The organism is Duganella sp. LjRoot269 (assembly GCF_964254095.1).
GTDB lineage: Bacteria > Pseudomonadota > Gammaproteobacteria > Burkholderiales > Burkholderiaceae_D > Rugamonas > Rugamonas hordei.
In genome coordinates, this window is the sequence record NZ_CAXUSL020000001.1 from 3,101,031 (window position 1) to 3,117,602 (window position 16,572).

At 66.8% G+C, this 16,572-nt stretch carries 12 protein-coding genes; 9 read left to right on the forward strand and 3 right to left on the reverse strand.

Translation table 11 applies throughout. The features are described 5' to 3' along the window. Positions 1 to 73 precede the first annotated feature (73 nt). A complete protein-coding gene (locus ACSQ3S_RS13995; protein ID WP_176650182.1) occupies positions 74 to 568 on the forward strand; it encodes a chemotaxis protein CheW in 495 nt (164 codons plus the stop codon). Between the two features lie 3 nt (positions 569 to 571). Next, positions 572 to 2,200, forward strand: a complete 1,629-nt coding sequence (locus ACSQ3S_RS14000; protein WP_436142729.1) for a methyl-accepting chemotaxis protein — start codon at positions 572 to 574, stop codon at positions 2,198 to 2,200. Here the strand turns inward: ACSQ3S_RS14000 and ACSQ3S_RS14005 are convergent. From ACSQ3S_RS14005 to ACSQ3S_RS14015, 3 genes are all read right to left on the reverse strand, one after another. Then, a complete protein-coding gene (locus ACSQ3S_RS14005; protein ID WP_436142730.1) occupies positions 2,177 to 2,896 on the reverse strand; it encodes a ribonuclease HI family protein in 720 nt (239 codons plus the stop codon). The two genes, ACSQ3S_RS14000 and ACSQ3S_RS14005, sit on opposite strands and share 24 nt — an antisense overlap. Before the next feature lie 11 nt (positions 2,897 to 2,907). Next, positions 2,908 to 3,372 carry a YXWGXW repeat-containing protein gene (locus tag ACSQ3S_RS14010; protein WP_413447926.1) on the reverse strand — a complete coding sequence of 155 codons (465 nt, stop codon included), beginning with the start codon at positions 3,370 to 3,372 and terminating at the stop codon, positions 2,908 to 2,910. Positions 3,373 to 3,678: 306 nt separating this feature from the next. Continuing rightward, positions 3,679 to 3,936: a hypothetical protein gene (locus ACSQ3S_RS14015; RefSeq protein ID WP_176650186.1), complete on the reverse strand. Its 258-nt coding sequence runs from the start codon at positions 3,934 to 3,936 to the stop codon at positions 3,679 to 3,681. A 221-nt stretch (positions 3,937 to 4,157) separates the two neighbouring features. On the opposite strand from ACSQ3S_RS14015, the gene ACSQ3S_RS14020 reads away from it, so the two are divergent. From ACSQ3S_RS14020 to ACSQ3S_RS14050, 7 genes are all read left to right on the forward strand, one after another. After that, entirely contained in the window at positions 4,158 to 7,490 is a 3,333-nt protein-coding gene (locus tag ACSQ3S_RS14020) for a penicillin-binding transpeptidase domain-containing protein (RefSeq protein ID WP_436142731.1), read from the forward strand. 100 nt (positions 7,491 to 7,590) lie between these two features. Further along, on the forward strand, positions 7,591 to 8,934 hold the full coding sequence (locus ACSQ3S_RS14025; RefSeq protein WP_436142732.1) for a hypothetical protein: 1,344 nt from the start codon (positions 7,591 to 7,593) through the stop codon (positions 8,932 to 8,934). Positions 8,935 to 8,945: 11 nt separating this feature from the next. Next, positions 8,946 to 9,545: a hypothetical protein gene (locus ACSQ3S_RS14030; protein ID WP_436142733.1), complete on the forward strand. Its 600-nt coding sequence runs from the start codon at positions 8,946 to 8,948 to the stop codon at positions 9,543 to 9,545. A gap of 3 nt (positions 9,546 to 9,548) precedes the next feature. Beyond that, a complete protein-coding gene (locus tag ACSQ3S_RS14035) occupies positions 9,549 to 10,757 on the forward strand; it encodes a hypothetical protein (RefSeq protein ID WP_176650190.1) in 1,209 nt (402 codons plus the stop codon). Then, positions 10,754 to 11,839, forward strand: a complete 1,086-nt coding sequence (locus tag ACSQ3S_RS14040) for a hypothetical protein (RefSeq protein WP_436142734.1) — start codon at positions 10,754 to 10,756, stop codon at positions 11,837 to 11,839. Before ACSQ3S_RS14035 ends, ACSQ3S_RS14040 begins: the two co-directional genes overlap by 4 nt. A gap of 100 nt (positions 11,840 to 11,939) precedes the next feature. After that, the gene (locus ACSQ3S_RS14045; protein WP_413447933.1) at positions 11,940 to 14,210 is read left to right on the forward strand and encodes a hypothetical protein; all 2,271 of its coding nucleotides are present in this window, start codon (positions 11,940 to 11,942) and stop codon (positions 14,208 to 14,210) included. A 34-nt stretch (positions 14,211 to 14,244) separates the two neighbouring features. Further along, complete coding sequence (locus tag ACSQ3S_RS14050; protein ID WP_176650193.1) at positions 14,245 to 16,566, forward strand: SUMF1/EgtB/PvdO family nonheme iron enzyme; 2,322 nt, start codon at positions 14,245 to 14,247, stop codon at positions 16,564 to 16,566. The last annotated feature ends 6 nt before the right edge of the window (positions 16,567 to 16,572 follow it).

The window sequence follows — 16,572 nt, forward strand, 5'->3', positions numbered from 1 at the left end:
TATTTATTTGGTGCGTTTGATCTTGACTTGCGGTAACATTGCTCATAGTCACTTTAGCAATGAAGGAAAAACCATGTCCAGCAACGTCAGCGAACTGCACGCAAATTCCCCGGCCAGCGAGTATCTGGCCTTCACCCTGGGCCAGGAAGAATACGGCATCGATATCCAGAAAGTCAGCGAAATCCGCAGCTACGAAACACCGACCCGCATCGCCAATGCGCCGGCCTTCGTCAAGGGCGTGGTCAACCTGCGCGGCATCATCGTGCCGATCGTCGACATGCGCATCAAGTTCAACCTCGGCACGCCGTCGTACGACCAGTTCACCGTGGTCATCATCCTCAATATCGGCCACCGCGTGGTCGGCATGGTGGTTGACCGCGTCTCCGACGTCACCACGCTGATGCCCGAGCAAATCAAGCCTGCGCCGGAAATCGGTTCGGCGCTGAACACCGACCATATCGTCGGCCTGGGCACCCTGGACGAACGCATGCTGATCCTGGTCGATATCGACAAGCTGATGTCCAGCGCCGACATGGGCCTGATCGAAAACACCGCGCTGGCGGCCTGACCGATGACGATGCTGGAGAATATCAGTATCGGCAAGCGCCTGACGTTGGGCTTTACCATTATCCTGGCCTTCGCCATGCTGATCACCGGTATCAGCGTGTGGCGGCTGCAGGGCGTGGCTGCGGCCACGCGCGACATGATGCAGGTGCCGCTGGCCAAGGAGCGCATGATCTCCGACTGGTATGGCAAGGTCGATAGCGGCATCCGCCGCACCACGGCCATCGCCCGCAGCAGCGATCCTGCGCTGGGCGCATTCTTCGCCGACGAATCCAAGGCTTCCTCCGCCATCTCTTCCGAACTGCAGAAAAAAGTCGAGGAACTGATCGTCGACGCCGACGAGAAGGCGCTGTTCGTGCGCATCGGCGAGCAGCGCAAGGTGTACCTGTCGTCGCGCGACCAGGTGGCCAAGCTGAAGGAGGCCGGCGAGCTGGAACAGGCCGACAAGATCTTCGAGACCGTGTTCCGTCCGGGCGCCGCCAGCTACCAGGCGCTGATGATGGACCTGCTCAAGATGCAGCGCGCAAAGATCGATGCCACCGCCGCCCATATCGACGACATCGCCGCCAGCAGCCGCAAGCTGCTGTATGTGCTGGCCGCGCTGGTGCTGGCGTTCGGCGCCGTCAGTTCGTGGCTGCTGACCACCGGGATCACCGGTCCGCTGCGGCAGGCGGTAACGGCTGCGCGCCGCGTCGCCGGCGGCGACCTGACCGGCCATATCGACGACAGCGCGCGCGACGAAACCGGCCAGCTGCTGTCGGCGTTGAAGGACATGAACGCCAGCCTGCTGGGCATCGTCAACGAGGTGCGCAGCGGCACCGACCATATCACCACGTCGTCGAGCGAAATCGCCGCCGGCAACCAGGACCTGTCGCGCCGCACCGAGCAGCAGGCCGGCGCGCTGGAGGAAACCGCGTCGTCGATGGAGGAACTGACGTCAACCGTGAAGCACAACGCCGACAACGCGCGCCAGGCCAACCAGCTGGCGTCGTCCGCAGCGCAGGTCGCGGTCAAGGGGGGCGAAGTGGTGGCGCAGGTGGTCGACACCATGGATTCGATCAACCAGTCGTCGCGCAAGATCGTCGACATCATCGCTGTCATCGACGGTATCGCGTTCCAGACCAATATCCTGGCGCTGAACGCGGCGGTGGAAGCGGCACGCGCCGGCGAACAGGGGCGCGGTTTCGCGGTCGTGGCATCGGAAGTTCGCAACCTGGCGCAGCGCTCGGCATCGGCGGCGAAAGAGATCAAGGAACTGATCGGCGATTCGGTGGAGAAGGTCAACCAGGGCAGCAAGCTGGTGGCCGACGCCGGTACGACGATGGGCGAAATCGTCAGCAGCGTGCATCGCGTCAGCGACATGATCACCGAGATCACCGCCGCCAGCAACGAGCAGAGCGCGGGCATCAACGAGGTGTATCAAGCCATCGGCGCCATGGATGCTGTGACCCAGCAGAACGCGGCGCTGGTCGAGCAGGCCGCCGCCGCTGCGGAGTCGATGCAGCAGCAGGCCGCGGCGCTGGCGCAGGCGGTCAGCGTATTCAAGGTCGGCAATGCGGCGATGCCGTTCCGGACTCACGCCCCGGCGCGCGTCGCACCATCCCGTCCGGCGCTAAAAATCGCTCGCCGCGCCTAAGCGGTCGGCGCACACCGTCCGGTCTATCGCCTGCTGCGACAGGCGGTCCGCGTCACCGTTGCGGTGGCGCGGCACCCAGCGCAGGCTGACGGTGCCCATCGACTCCATCAGTTCCACCACCCGCGCGCGATGGGCTTCCAGGCCCTTGGCGCCGCGACCAGCGGCAATCGCCTGCGTGCCCAGGTTGACGTCGTTGACCACCACCTGGCTGTCGCCATAGACGACCAATCCTTGCGCGCCCGCCTGCGCGGCCGCTTCCAGCAAAGCCGTCAACGCCATGTATTCCGCTTCGCCGCTGTTGCCGTGGCCTGAGCGACGGCTGATCTCGATGCGTTCTCCGGCCGGTCCGCACAGCAGCGCGCCGATGCCGATCTGCCCCGGATTCGGATGCGCCGAGCCGTCGAACCAGCCCCGCCAGGATTCGGCGGAGGGTTGCATGCGCTGCTTGCGCAACGCCAGTTGTTGCGCCTTTTCTTCGATTTTCGCCACGCGCCGCTGCTCGTCGCGCTGACGCAAGGCAGAACGCTCGGCCAGCAAATGCGGCAGTCCCTGCGCACCGGCGGCCTGCGTCAGCACCTGCAGCAGCGCATCCGATTCCGGCAATTGCGAACGGCCCGCCAAACGGCGAGCGGCCACGCGCTCGCCTTTGTAGGCGGCCGTGGCCAGTACTTCAAATCCGATATCGCCGTCGTTCATCGAACAGCCGCTCAATCGCGGCGCGGATTGTCAGGACGGCGGTCGTATCTGTTGGGCACACCGTCGCCGTCGCGGTCACGGTCGTAGCGGTTCGGCACACCGTCGTGGTCGCGGTCACCGCGTCCGTAGCCACGGTTGTCGTGGCGGTCGTATTTGTTGGGAATGCCGTCGTGATCGCGGTCGCCGTTCGGGCCGCGCTCCCAGCGCGCTTCCTCATGCCACCAGCGGCCCTCACGCTGCACCCAGCGCGGTTCCGTGTAGACGTAGCCGGGACGTTCGACGACCCAGGTGCCGCCTATCCATACATGGCGGTGGTCGCGCCAGTCCCAGTAACCCGGCGCCCAGACATAGCCGCGCCGTGGCGGCGGCACGCTTTCAAAACGTGGAGGCGGCGGGGCATTTCCGATCACCACGCTGACGCCGACTTGTGCTGACGCGATGGCCGGAGCGAATGCTGCCGCGCTCAGGGCGAGCATGGCGGCGGCGTAAAGGGTGTGCGAGCGCTTGATCATGATTTATCTCCTTGTATGCGTCTTCCTGCAACGCTTGAATAAACTATAGCAAGCGGCGCAAGGCGTTGCGCTGACTGATGCAACTTTTTACATATGACACAAACATGCGGATGCAGTGTGCGCTGGCGCACAAAGTCGGACAACTTGGGATTGTAGCGCGGCTGGACAGCCGGTGGCGAGGAGGGGTAGTGCGGGGCGGGCGGAAGATGAGCGGCTTCGCCTGTTACGCGGCAGGGCTGCTGTGCGTACAGGCGAAGTGCTTACGGGCGTTCAAATTTTGCTCGCTGCGGTGGAATCTGCCGCCAGCGCGGTTTTGCTTTCTTCGATCAACGATTGTTTTTTCTGTTCGGCGGTCAAGCGCTTGGCGCTGACGACCACTACTTGCATGTTGCGTGCGGCGGCAGGCGCGGTGTAGCTGGCTTGCGCGGGCGCTTGCGTCGTTTCCGCGTCGTCCAGCGAGTAGGTGGCGGCGCAGGCCAGGCCCAGGGTGACGACAAACAGGGCTTCGAAGTTTTTCAGGACGTTCATTTTGCTTCCTTTCGGTGGTGAGTGGTGTTTCGATGTGCTCACTTTATGCAAAGGCCCGTCTAGCCGCCACGGGATTGCGACGAGCCGCGCTTTTGACGGCGCGAAATGCAAATTGGCGCGATAAAGGGATGGCTTTTCGACCACGGAATGGCCGGACAGCGCGGCTTTCCATGGCCCTCCGCTATGCATGGGCAGACACCGACCACCAGCGCGAGGGGCGTATGCCGCGATTCATCACAACCATCCTGCAAGCCTGGGCCGAGCGCCGCCGCGCACGCCGCCGCCAGGCCAATTTGCGTGCCGGCGCCCGGGGCGCCAGCGATCCTCGCAGCCGCCCCGCGTTGCGCCTCGTGTCGCGAGGCCCCGCAGGCGCCGCGGAGCGCAGCGGTCATCGCGCCGTCTGGATCGCCATCGCCGGCGTCGGCCTGGTGGCGGGCGGGGGCGCGCTGATCGCCGGCCATGCTCGCCACCTTGCCGCCGCAACGGCCAACACGCCGCAAGCGGCCAACAGCGTGCGCGCGGCCAACGCCTATCAGTCCGTCCTGCCGGGCATTGCGTTCTCGGTGCCGTCGCAACCCGGCGTCAGCACCAGCACGCACGCCGGCGGCGCCTTGCTGGTGGCGGCCGGCATGCAGGCTGCGCCGCCGGTGCGCGTCGACCTGTGCAGCCAGATGCGCAGCCCGACCGACACCCGGTTGCTGCCGCTGCGGCTGGGCTACCGCTTCGACGACGTGCAGCGCTGGGTCAAGCGCAACCAGGAATCGAATGTGCAGATATCGCTGCGCAACGTGCTGCTGGTGGCCGATCGCGGCACCGGCGCGGATGCCATGCCCGAGGTACAGATCGAAGGAACCGCCCGCGCCGACTTCAGCGATCCGCTCAGCGAGCCGCTGCAACTGAGCTGGCACGGCACGCAGGCTGTGCGCTGGATCAGCGACGCGGGCTTCGGTCAGGTCGAACAGGGCGCAAGCGGTCAGGTCGCGTTACGCCAGCAGGGATGGCTGGTGTGGGGCACCGCGTCCGCGCTGCGCATCGAACGCCGCGCCAACGTCATGTGTCCGCAAGCCGGCGAGCTGCTGGTGCAGATGTATCGCCAGGCGCCGCCCGCCGCCGACTCGCAACCCTTGCCCGCGCTGGTGATCGCCTTTCCCGCGCGCGGCCGGGCGGTGAGTGCCTACCTGGCCCCCGGCGCCTACCAGGTGCCTGCCGCCGCGCCAGCCGCGCTGGAAGACCAGTCGCTGTTCGGCGACCTGCAGGACCAGGGTTTGCTGCGCCTGAGCGCCGTCGGCGCCATCGAAGTGGCGCCGCGCGATCTGCCGCAATGGCAGACCGCCGGCAGCGCCGATCGCGCCGCAGAATTGGACGACTGGAAGCAGGTCAAACCCGGCGCCGCCACGCAGAAACTCTTCAAGCGCCTGTACTATCAAGCCGACGGCGCCTACGTCCGCCAGCAAATCGATATCTACAACAGCGAACGCCGGCTGCTGGCCTGGCGCGTGAAAGCCCCGGCGGGCCTGGCGCTGGACTGGAGCGCCAGCACGGGCGGCAGCAGCGCCGGCAGCGCGCCGGCCATAGTCGCCACCACCAGCCAGATGCCGGTCGCCGCCTCGCGCCTGTTCGCCGCGCTGCCGCAAGGCTGGCAGCCGTGGACACGCGTTGCGCGCTGGCCGCAAGCCGGCGAAGTGCAGGGCGCGCGTCCGCTGGTCCATCTAAGCCTCGCGCTGCCGCGTGCCGCTGCGGGCGGCGAAGTGCTGCAGCTGATGCTGGCTGGTCGCCTGACCGGCGGCATCACCGGTGCCAGCGTCCAATTGGCAGCGGCCTGTACCGGCCGCGCCTGCGCCACGCCGGCCGACGTCCAGCAAATCGCATTGACGCTGCAAGCCGGTGCCCGCAACGTGCAGCTCGACGTCCAGCCGCTGGACTTCAACACGCCGGAAGACCAGAAATACCGCCACCTGCGCGTGGTCAACGGGCGGCTGGCCTGGCAGGCGCTGGCTCCGGCCAGCGGCGATGCCGCATCCGGCCTGCCACGCCCGGCCGCCGCATCGCCGGTCCAGCTGGAAGACCGCAACGGCAACCTGTTGTGGACCGACGGCGCACCAACACTATCGGCGATCGATGCCGGGCTGGCGCCGTTGCTCGGCATCGGCAGCGATCATGCCAACAGCATCTCGGGCATGCTGGCGCGCCTGCCTGTCTCGGTCGCGACAACCTCGCAGGCATCCGCCAGCGCGGTCGGCGCCCGCCTGACGCTGGACTTGCCGTTGCAGGCGCTCAGCCAGCAGGTACTGGACTGCATCGGCATGCGGCGCGGCCGCTGGAACGGCAAGGACTGCGCCGGTGGCCATGCCGCGCCGGAAGGCCGCCACGCGGGCATGGTCATCCTCGACACGGAGACCGGCGACATCCTCGCCGCCGCCGGCGCCGGTGCGGGCGAAGTCAACGCCGCCAACTGGAGCGAGGTGCGCGACTTCGACCGCACCAGTCCCGCACGCAGCCCGCTGCGCCTGCCGGCGCTGCAGCATGACGGCGGCGCGCACCAAAGTCCCGGCTCCACGTTCAAGGTGGTCAGCGCGCTGGGATTGGAAATGGCGGCGAAGGGCGATCCGCAAATCGATGCGCTGTTGGGCGGCATGCCGCTGCCCGCCATCAACCGCCTGGCGCAACAGCGTGGCTTCGGTTTCCAGACGGACGCCGCCAGCTATCCGCTCAATCCGCGCCTGGCCCACATCACCAACTACCACGAGCAGAGCGTGGACCGGCGCGCGCAGGACGGCCGCCTCGGCCTGGCGCAGGCCCTTACCTACAGCATCAACACCTGGTTTGCCTGGTCCGGCGAGTTGAGCGACCATAGCCTGTTCGGCCGCGCCGACGGCGGCGCACCCGACCTGCAGGCGCTCGACGCCGATGCCCTTGATTCGGTGCGCCCCATCGTCGCCGCCGCGCATCGCCTCGGCTTCGAGCAGGCGCTGCGTCTCGACGGGGGCCTGCTGCCGGCCGATTTCAACTGGCGCAGCTGGGATGCGCTGCAAGCCACGCCGTCCCATCTCGATCCCATCCACACCCGCCACGAGCTGCGGCAAATGTCGATCGGCTTGCGCATGCAGACCACGCCGCTGCAGATGGCGCTGGCCGCCGCCGCGGTCGGGCAGGGCAAGGTGGTGCAGCCGCGCATGCTGCTGACGCTGGGCCGCTCTGCCAGCACGGTGCCGGAGATGAAGCCGATCGGCATCCGGCTGGACCGCATCAAGGCCGGCATGAAGGGCGTGGTCGATGTCGGCACCGGCGCCGGCGCGTTCGGCGGCGCCGCGCTTGTAGGCGTGCGGCCCGGCCTGTACGGCAAGACCGGCACCGCGCCGAGCGGCGAGGACACCGCCACCGTCTGGTTCACCGGCTGGCTGGAGCCCGGCAGCCTGCCCGGCCAGACGCACAGGCTGGCGATGGCGGCCTTCGTCAGCCACTCGGAAGCGACCGGCGGCGAGCATGCGGCGCCGGTGCTGGCGGCGGTGTTGTCGACGCTGGCGGCGCAGAACCGCGAACAGAAGGGGAAATAGCCTTGTAAACGGGACAATGAAATCGCTCCGTTTGTGGCATGATTTTGAGGCGTCCGCCATAGCGCGCTTATTTTCGTTTTTCTATTATTGACAGGACTGTATGCGCTTGCCAGGAACCCGGTATCAGGAGCACGGCTGGGAACAAGTGCGCAAGCTGCTGGGACATTGCTCGTTACAGGCATTCCGGCAGCTTGAGATGCACCACGTGTCCGACCCCGGGCAGCATGCTCCGCTGCTCGATGCCTACACCGATGCGGTAGCCGCAGCCTTGCGCGCGGGCGCCCGTTCGGCGCGCGCCGAGGCGGAGGGCAATAGCTACGGCGACAGCGTCTACGAGCTGTCGCTTAGCCTGATGTTTGAATTGCAGGCGCAGCCGGCGTTCTGGCTGGCGTTCATGGCGGCCGTGGCTAGCGAGCATGCGCGCAGCGGCGCCTTCTGGCACGATGCCGCCGCCGAGGGTGTGATGCGCAAGAAGATCAACGACATGTACGCCAGCCTGCGCGACAAGGTCGACGCCGACAACTACATCGTCGCTACGGGTCGCGACTGCTCGCCCAATAAAATCTACACCTACCGGATGCTGGACACGGCCTACCGCGAGATCGCCGGCCTGTTCGCCGACTGGCGGCAGCACGCGGCGCAGGTCGGCGCGATACTGGGGCGTCCGCTGGACGGCAGCCCGATCGAGGTGCGGCAGATGAAGGCCATCGGCGGCTGCAAGGCCGAGTGGATCATTCGCTGGAGCGAGACGCTGGAGCGGTTCGGCGGCTCGCCGGGCCCGCTGCATACCAAATCCAAGCGCTTCGCCAGTCTGAAAAACAGTCCGGACAAGATCGCGGCGATGTTGACCGAAATCGGCGATTATGAGGAATTGTCGGCCAATATGGACCGTGCCAACGACTGGCAGGGCGAGGCCGGCGAAGCTGCCTTGTGGCTGGAAGACTACTGGCGCGTGATCGGCGAGTCCGAACAGCAGGAAGCGCAGGGCGGCTTGCAGGACGAGGACCGTCTGCTCGATGCACCCGCCACCGACGAATTCGACCTCGCCGCCGATGCTGAGAGCCTCGACGACGGCGCGCTGGCGGATTCGCCGCCGGCAAGCGCGGAACAACTGACGGTGGAGCAGTCGGTTGCCGGCGCGCTTTCCTTGCCCCCCCGCTATCTGGAATTGGCGCGGGCCGCGCAGGAGGCAGGCAGCTGGACATTGCGCATCCTGCGCGACGAAACGCTGCCGATCCGGCTGGCCGTGTACCAGAAACTGCTGGGCGCGGCCGACGACACCTACCCGGACGCCTGGCTGGACCCGGCTACCGGCGAGCTGCCCACATTGCAGCAACTTGCGGCTTTGGACCAGATTTCGATGCCGACGCTGCGCAAGCGCCGCAATGAAGCGATCGACAAGCTGTACGCGGCCAACATCAACACGGCGTTGGCGGCGAAATGAAGGAGAACGAATTGAAATCAGCACAAGATGAGCAAGACGCACGGCTGCGGGAGCGTATGCTGCTGGCGCGCGCCGCCCCGGGCGACCGCCTGATGCTGGCCGACGCCACGCTGCTGGCGGCGCTGGACGGCAGCCGGGTGCTGACACCGAACGAGCGGCAGGCGCTGGCGGCGTCGCCGTTGACGCTGCGCCGGTTCCGTCAACTGTCGCTGGAGCGTCGCGCCGGAGGGGCACAGTCTCAGTCTCAGTCGCAGCCGCAGGCCGCCAACGATCCGGTATGGAGCGGCAGCAGCGGCATGCTGCGCGCGGCCTCCAGCGCGGTGGCGCTGGAATCGCTGGTGACCGACGATAACTGCTGGACGCTGCACTTCCTGCCGCAGGGGGCAGGCTGGCAGGTGATATTGAGCCTGTCGCCGGAAGCGCCGTTCGCGGCGCGCCTGCTGCGCGAGCAGGGTTTGCTGCGGGTGATAGACGGCGGCGGCGCCATCGTGCTGCAAGGACGGCTGGATGCCGACGGCGAGTGCGAACGCAGCTGGCCTTTCGCCATCGCGCCGGCGCAGCACTTCCAGCTGTACGGTGCGGGATTCGCCGTCGAACCGGTAGCGCCGTAGACCATGGGCTTATTTTCCCGGCGCCGCAAACCGGCCATCGATACCGATGGCCTGGGAGTCAACCTGATCGCGCTGCGGCTCGATCAGGGCGACGTTGCGCCGGCCCAGAGTACGGTGGTGATCTTCAACGCCGGCGGTCATGCGCGCCGCGCAGGCGCCGGCAAGGTGTCGTGCGAGCAGGGCGAGACGGTGTTCTGTTTCCATCCGGGACCGTACACGGTGGACTTGATCCCGTTCGCCGCCGCGCCGGAATGGGGCTTGCGCCTGCGCTTCGTGGTCGATTCGGCCAATCCGCGCGTGACCCAACAGCGCTTCGACCTGTATTTGTACAGCGAAGCGGCGGGGCGCCTGCTGCTGGACGATTTCGCCGCCGCTGCACAGACGGCGTTGCAAACCGAGCTGGCACAGGGCGCACTCGATCTGCCGCCATGCACGTCGGTGGAGGAATGGCACGCGTTTCGCGCTGGCCTGAATCAGTTGATGTACACGCGCTACGGCATCACGGTGGACGATTGCGTGCCGGTTGACCTGGGCGAGCAAATCGACTTCGCCGACGTACTGAAAGCCCGCGCCGCCGCCGAAGCCATCGCCCACAAGGCCGCCGAAGCCGTCGCCCACACGGCCGCGCAAGCAGTTGCCGCCGGCGCGGCTACCGCAATGTCGGCCGCCGCCACAATCCCAGCCGCGCCGACCGACTTCGCAGCGCCCACCACCGATCACTCGCTGCCAGACCTGCCGGTCGCTGCCCCTGCCGGCCCTGCGGGCACCACGCCGCAGGCCCCGCAGCAGGATGCCCGTGGCCTGCGCCGCCTGTTCATCGAACTGCCCGTCCTGAGCAGCGAACTGCGGCTTCTGACCCTGCCAGGCGGTTTGCCGGTCTTCCAGCAGCACCAATCCCTGCTGCTGCGCCTCGGCATGGCAGTCCTGAACGTGAACACGATGCCGGCTCTGGCCTGGGCCGCCCCCGACCAGCCGCTGGAGCCTGAGATACAAGTCCGGCGCACCAACCAAACCATGATCGCAGTGGCGGCGATGGACGAAGCCTGGTCCCTGCTGGCCCGCCTTCAGCTGGCCAGCCACGCGCAATGGCCGGCATTGCTGGACGAAGCGGACCGCATTTGCGCCAACCTGGAAACCGGCCTCGCGCTGCGCCGCGCCACGCAGGCTCCCGAACCTGGCACTGGCCTCGAGCGTAAGGAACCATCGCTATGAACACATTCTCCGCCAGCGTGGTGCCCACCAACGCCGAGTGCCGCTGCGTGCTGGCCGACGGCCGCGTCCTGACGATTACCGCCAGCCGCCGCCCGCGTGCCAACCGCGCCGACGTCAAATGCACGGCGCCCGGAGCGTCCGCCGCCGCACAACGGATGCAGGAAGTCGTCCGCCTGGCGCGCCATACGGAGGCGCGTCTCGACAGCCGCGACCAGGTCGTACTCAGCATGGACATCGCTCCGGCCGCCACCGATCGCGACTGGGAACTGGCGGCCGTACTGGCGGACCGCATGGTGCGCGGCCTGTTCGAGCCCGATCCGGCAGCAAGAATCCACGCGCATGGCTGGTCCGACCACTGGCAGACCGGCCGCGTGCAGGGCGATCCGGTGCTGGCCGTTGCCCGCGCCTCGGCGCACCTGGCGGCCGAAGACAGCCTTATCGCGGGCGGCACGGCGCCCGGCGATAGCGCCAGCCGCAGCGTGCAGATATCCCATCTTGGCGCGCTGAGCGGCCATGCCGACCCGTCGGCCAGCGTGTCCACCGTGCGCGCCTGGTTCCCCCTGCACAGCGGCGGCGTCAACGACAGCCTGGCATGGGTGGAGGTCAGCGTGTTCCCGATCGACGCCGATGCCGCCGTTGCTGCTGAAGAAGACACCATCGCCGCGCCCGGCCTGGACCCGAGCGCCCAGCTGGAAGTGCGCCAGACGCTGGCGGCCGCCCGCCACTTCGACGGCAAAGGGCTGGGCCGCTGGCGCAGCGTGGTGCGCTTCGGCCAGCCGCGCTTCCAGGGCGGCTCGTACCAGTTGGCGCTGGTGATGGCGGACCGACTCGCCAGAGGGCGCGAGTTCGTGCCGCGCGGCCGCATCATCGCCACCGGCTGCTCGAATGCCTGGCATGCGGGCCGCGTCGAGACGGTCGAGGGGCGCGAACCCAAGCTGGACTTGATATTGAAGCAAGTGAATGCAGGCGACCGGGTGCTGCTGCCCAGGGACTGGCAGGACCAACTGCCAGCCGGGTTCAGCGCCGCGTTGCGGCAGAAAGGCGCGAGCCTCGCCTGCATAGACCGTATCGGCATGATCTGATGATGGGTTGAATCGTGCGCAAGAATGAAATCGGGCCCGCCCTGCTAAAATCGGCACAAGCGAGGGCAGCCCGGAAGATGAATCGAAGAAGGAGTCTGACATGTTCCAAATGTTTGGTTTTGGCGGCGTTAAATGCCCGCGGTGCGAGCACAAAAACGACGACCAGTCGGGCTACTGCAAGCACTGCGGTTTGACCTTGGGCGCCCCGCGCAACGAACCTGTCCTGCGCGACAACCGCTGGATCCCGGGCGACGACGAACTGGCCGTCTACTTCGGCGTCAGCGCCTTGTCCGGTATCTTCACCAAGACGCTGCGGGTGCCCGCCACCGCGCGCGCTTACATCCTGCAAGCCGACAAGGCCACCGAGGTGCCTCAGGGCGAATATGAAATCGAAGGCTTCTTCACCCGCCTTAACCATCTGCTGCGCAGCCAGAGCGCCGAGATCCTGATCACCCGCAGCGCGGCGCTGCCGGTGGAGTTCTCGTTCAGCGACCTGCATACGTCCGAGCACCTGAAGGTGTCGGCGCGCTTCACGGTGTCCATCCGCATAGAGAACGTCCCCGCGTTCGCCCAGCATTTCATGACCGTGCCGGGTACGGTCAGCACGCTGCATCTGCACGATCTGCTGGAACCGTCGGTGCGCCAGCTGGCGGCCGAATTCGTCGGCGGCCGTTCGATGCGCGACATGGCGCACAACGCGGACCTGCGCTTGCAACTGGACGAACGCCTGCAGGCCGCGCTTAAACTGCGCCTGGCCAGCTACGGCCTGGCCGTCGACCGCGTGGAAACCGCGGCGCTGCGCCACGATAAGTTCGACCACAATCGCGAACGCATCGGCACCCTGTGGCTGGTGGCGGACGAGCGTCACGTACAGCTGGAACACGTCAAGCAGCTGGATCAGATCTACGACGAAGAGGAATGGCAGGCCATCTGGCGCGAAGAGCAGAAGATGCGTTCCGAGCTGCGTCGCGCCGAACTGCGCCAGGACGCCAGCGTCAACAAGGCCGAGCTGACGCTGAAGGAATCCGAGCGCATACAGGCGCTGCGCGCGCGCGAGATGGACCTCTACAGCCGCGTGATGGAATCGAAGACCCGCAAGGTCGCGCTGGACAAAGGCGCTGGGACCGTCCTGGCCGATCTGGAACATGAGCTGGCGAAGAACAAGTCCCACCGCGCCGGTGAGCAGGCCGACTGGGAGCATGTGCGCCACCTGGCCCAGATCAAGATGCGCACCGAACTGGAAGTGCTGCAGCAGACCGCCGCCGAGCAGCGCCAGTTGGCGCAACAGCGGTTGTCGCACCAGCTGCGCCAGCAGGCGATTGAAAACCAGATCGCGCAGGCGCTGCTGATCGAAGACGAATCGCACCGCCGCAACGAGCTGCTGGCCTTGCGCGAGCGCGAAAAGGCCGAGAAAGAGCGCGAGCTGCAGATCGAGGCCGAGGCGCACAACACGCGCATCCAGGGGCTGACCTTGGCCAGCGCCGCCCGCCGCCGCGAGGCGGAGCGGGTGCAGGAGTGGGAAGACCAGCTGCAACTGGCGCGCCAGCGCGAACTGCTGCGCGGCGATGCCGTCAAGGACGCGGCCAACGCCGTGCAAGTGGCCGAGATCAGCCAGAAGATCGAGGACTTGAAGCGCTCCGGCGCCCAGGCGGATGCAGTCGCCCAGTACGAAAAGCTGTTGCGCACCATCGAAGCGGATGGCATCCACGCGCGCCAGAACCAGGCGCAGAACAAACAGGCCATGCTGGACCAGCTCGAAGTCGAGGAACAGCGCCAGATCCTCAAGCAAAAAGAGCAGGAGGCCGCCTGGCAGCATGAACTGAAAAAACTGGAGCACGAGCGCGAGGAGAAGGCCGCCCGCTGGAGAGGCGAGTACGACGTGCTGTTGGCGCAGCAGTCGCATGAAATCACGCGCATTGAAACCATCGGCCGCTTGAGCGACAGCGCCAAAGTAGCCACCGCCGCCGCACCGAATGCCGAAGCGCTGACGCAGATAATGAAGTTGCAGATCCAGGGCGGTATGACGCCGGAGCAGATCCAGGCGCTGGCGCAGGTGGTGGCTGCCGAACATGGCGTGACGCCGGCCGAAGCGGCACGCCTTGCGCACGAGCGGGTGCTGGAGGAGCGCGGCCATCGCGACGTGGAAATGGACAAGGACCGCCGCCACCAGCTCGATCTGCTCAATCTGCAGAACGCGGCCAGCGCCAGTGCGCTGACCACGCAGAGCCAGTTGGGCGTGGGCGTGGCCCAGGCAGGCTCCGTACCGCCGCCCGCACCGGTGCCGGTCCGCTACTGCGCCAACGGCCATCCGACGCGGCCCGGCCATCCGTACGACAAATTCTGCGCCGAATGCGGCGTACCTTTAGGTTAAACAGCTTTTGGCAGGAACGGTTACACTTCGTTTAATGATGCAAACAGCAAGAGACAAGATCCGCGAATTGCGGGCCTTACATGATGACGGTCTGCTTAGCCTGCAGGAGTTCGACCGTCGCAAGAACGCCATCCTGGATGCGGAGTACGCGCCGCCGGGAGGCAGCGTCACGGCCTCGCCGTTGCAGGTGCGGCAGGGCACCGAACTGGGATTGATGTCCGGCCAGGAGATCGGCCCGCAGAACCGCCGCTACCGGCTGGAGCGCCTGATCGGCATGGGCGGCATGGGCCAGGTGTGGCAGGCGACCGACCTCGCCACGCACGCGGAACTGGGCCACAGCGAAATGGTGGCGCTGAAGATCCTGCCGCCGCAACTGACCCAAAGCGCCACCCACGCCAAGCTGCTGATCGAGGAAGCGACGCAGGCGCGCAAGCTGGCGCATGAAAACATCGTCCGCGTTTATGAATGGGCGCAGGACCCGGCCACGTCCAGCTATTTCATCATCATGGAATATCTGGAAGGCCAGGACCTCGACGCCTACCTGGCCGCGCAAGGCCCGCTGCCGCTGGAGGCGGTCTACCGCTTGCTGTCGCCGGTGGGCGATGCGCTGCAATATGCGTGGGACAAGCACAAGCTGGTTCACCGAGACCTCAAGCCCGGCAACGTGTTCCTGACCCAGCGCGGCGAAATCAAGCTGCTCGATTTCGGCATCGCTTCGCGCGCGCGCAGCGCCGGCAGCAGTCTCGGTTTGCAGACGCCGAATGCGGGCACCGTCGGTTACCGGGCGCCGGAGGCGGGCACGCATCAGCGCCAGCCGTCGCCCAAGCTCGACGTCTACGCTGTCGCGGTGATGATCTATCAGCTGCTTGAAGGGCGCATGCCGTTCGACGACATGCGTCCGGCCGACTTCCATCCATCGCCTCCGCAGGGTTTGAATCCGGCCCAATGGAAGGTGCTGCAAAACGGCTTCGCCTACGCGCAGGAGCGCCGTCCCGTCTCGGTGAACGAACTGCTGGCCGAGTTGCATCGGGCCGCCGGACCAAGTGAGGAGGAACTGGCCGCGCAGACAAGGCAGGCGCAGGAACGTGAGCAGCAGAAAAAGGCGCAGCAGGAGCAGCAGCTGAAGGAACAGGCGTCGCAGGCCGCCGCCAAGGCCGCCCAGGCCGAGCAGGCGCGCGTCGCGGAACTGAAGCGGCAGGCGATGGCCGCCGAACTGGCGGCGCGCCGCCAGGCGGAAGCGGCGGCGGAAAAGGCCAGGCTCGATCAGCAGCGCCGCGCGATGGAAGCCAAGCAGCGCGCCGAAGCCGAAGCCGCCGCGCTGGCGCGCAAGCAGGCCTTGCGCGAGCAACTGCAGGCGCGGCGCGATGCCGATGCCAAGAAAGCCCGCGACGAACAGGAAGAGCAGCAGCGCAAGGCCGCGCAGCTGAAGGCCGAAGCGGCGTATCGCGCCGAGCAGGAGCGCCATCGCAAGCAGCAGGCGGAGCGCAACGCGGCCGAACTGGCGGCGCTGATGCCGACGCCGGGCAGCCCGGTGGCCGATCCGAAAGGCATACTGCGCGACCGCTTCGTCGACGGCACCGGTGTCGGTCCCGACCTGGTGCTGATCCCGACTGGCCGTTTCCAGATGGGCTCCCACGAACACGAACAGGCGCTGGCGATCAAGGCCGGCGCGCAGAAAAACTGGCTGGACCGCGAAATGCCGCAGCACTGGGTGGGCATCGAACATCCATTTGCCATGGGCCGTTTCCCGGTCACGGTCGGACAGTGGCGCCAGTTCGTGCGCGCGACCGGCTGGGAATCGCAGTCCGATACCGACTGGCGCGCGCCGGGCTTTGCGCAGAACGACGAGCATCCCGTGGTCGGCGTCAGCTGGATGGACGCGCAGCAGTACCTGCGCTGGTTGTCGGAAATGACCGGCCAGCTGTATCGCCTGCCGTCCGAATCGGAATGGGAATACGCCTGCCGCGCCGGCACCAAGACGGCATTCAGCTTCGGCGACACCATCTCCACCGAGCAGGCCAACTACGACGGCAACTACACCTACAACGGCAGCCGTCGCGGCACTTATCTGCAAGGCACCAACAAGGCCGGCATCTTCCAGCCCAATCCATGGGGCTTGTTCGACATGCACGGCAACGTGTGGGAATGGACGCAGGACGTGGTGCACGATAACTACGCCGGTGCGCCTGCGGACGGCAGCGCATGGGAAGAGGGCGGCGATCCGGTGCGGCGCATCCTGCGCGGCGGCTCGTGGCTGTACAACCCGCGTTACCTGCGCTCCGCGGTGCGCAACGGCTTTTCCGCAGTGCTGGCCAACGACATCGTCGGCTTCCGGGTGGCGCGCAAGCTCGTATAGAGTATA

Coding starts and splice junctions, on each gene's coding strand:
- ACSQ3S_RS13995 (WP_176650182.1), top strand. CDS start 74: ATGTCCAGCAACGTCAGCGAACTGCACGCAAATTCCCCGGCCAGCGAG.
- ACSQ3S_RS14000 (WP_436142729.1), top strand. CDS start 572: ATGACGATGCTGGAGAATATCAGTATCGGCAAGCGCCTGACGTTGGGC.
- ACSQ3S_RS14005 (WP_436142730.1), bottom strand. CDS start 2,896: ATGAACGACGGCGATATCGGATTTGAAGTACTGGCCACGGCCGCCTAC.
- ACSQ3S_RS14010 (WP_413447926.1), bottom strand. CDS start 3,372: ATGCTCGCCCTGAGCGCGGCAGCATTCGCTCCGGCCATCGCGTCAGCA.
- ACSQ3S_RS14015 (WP_176650186.1), bottom strand. CDS start 3,936: ATGAACGTCCTGAAAAACTTCGAAGCCCTGTTTGTCGTCACCCTGGGC.
- ACSQ3S_RS14020 (WP_436142731.1), top strand. CDS start 4,158: ATGCCGCGATTCATCACAACCATCCTGCAAGCCTGGGCCGAGCGCCGC.
- ACSQ3S_RS14025 (WP_436142732.1), top strand. CDS start 7,591: ATGCGCTTGCCAGGAACCCGGTATCAGGAGCACGGCTGGGAACAAGTG.
- ACSQ3S_RS14035 (WP_176650190.1), top strand. CDS start 9,549: ATGGGCTTATTTTCCCGGCGCCGCAAACCGGCCATCGATACCGATGGC.
- ACSQ3S_RS14040 (WP_436142734.1), top strand. CDS start 10,754: ATGAACACATTCTCCGCCAGCGTGGTGCCCACCAACGCCGAGTGCCGC.
- ACSQ3S_RS14045 (WP_413447933.1), top strand. CDS start 11,940: ATGTTCCAAATGTTTGGTTTTGGCGGCGTTAAATGCCCGCGGTGCGAG.
- ACSQ3S_RS14050 (WP_176650193.1), top strand. CDS start 14,245: ATGATGCAAACAGCAAGAGACAAGATCCGCGAATTGCGGGCCTTACAT.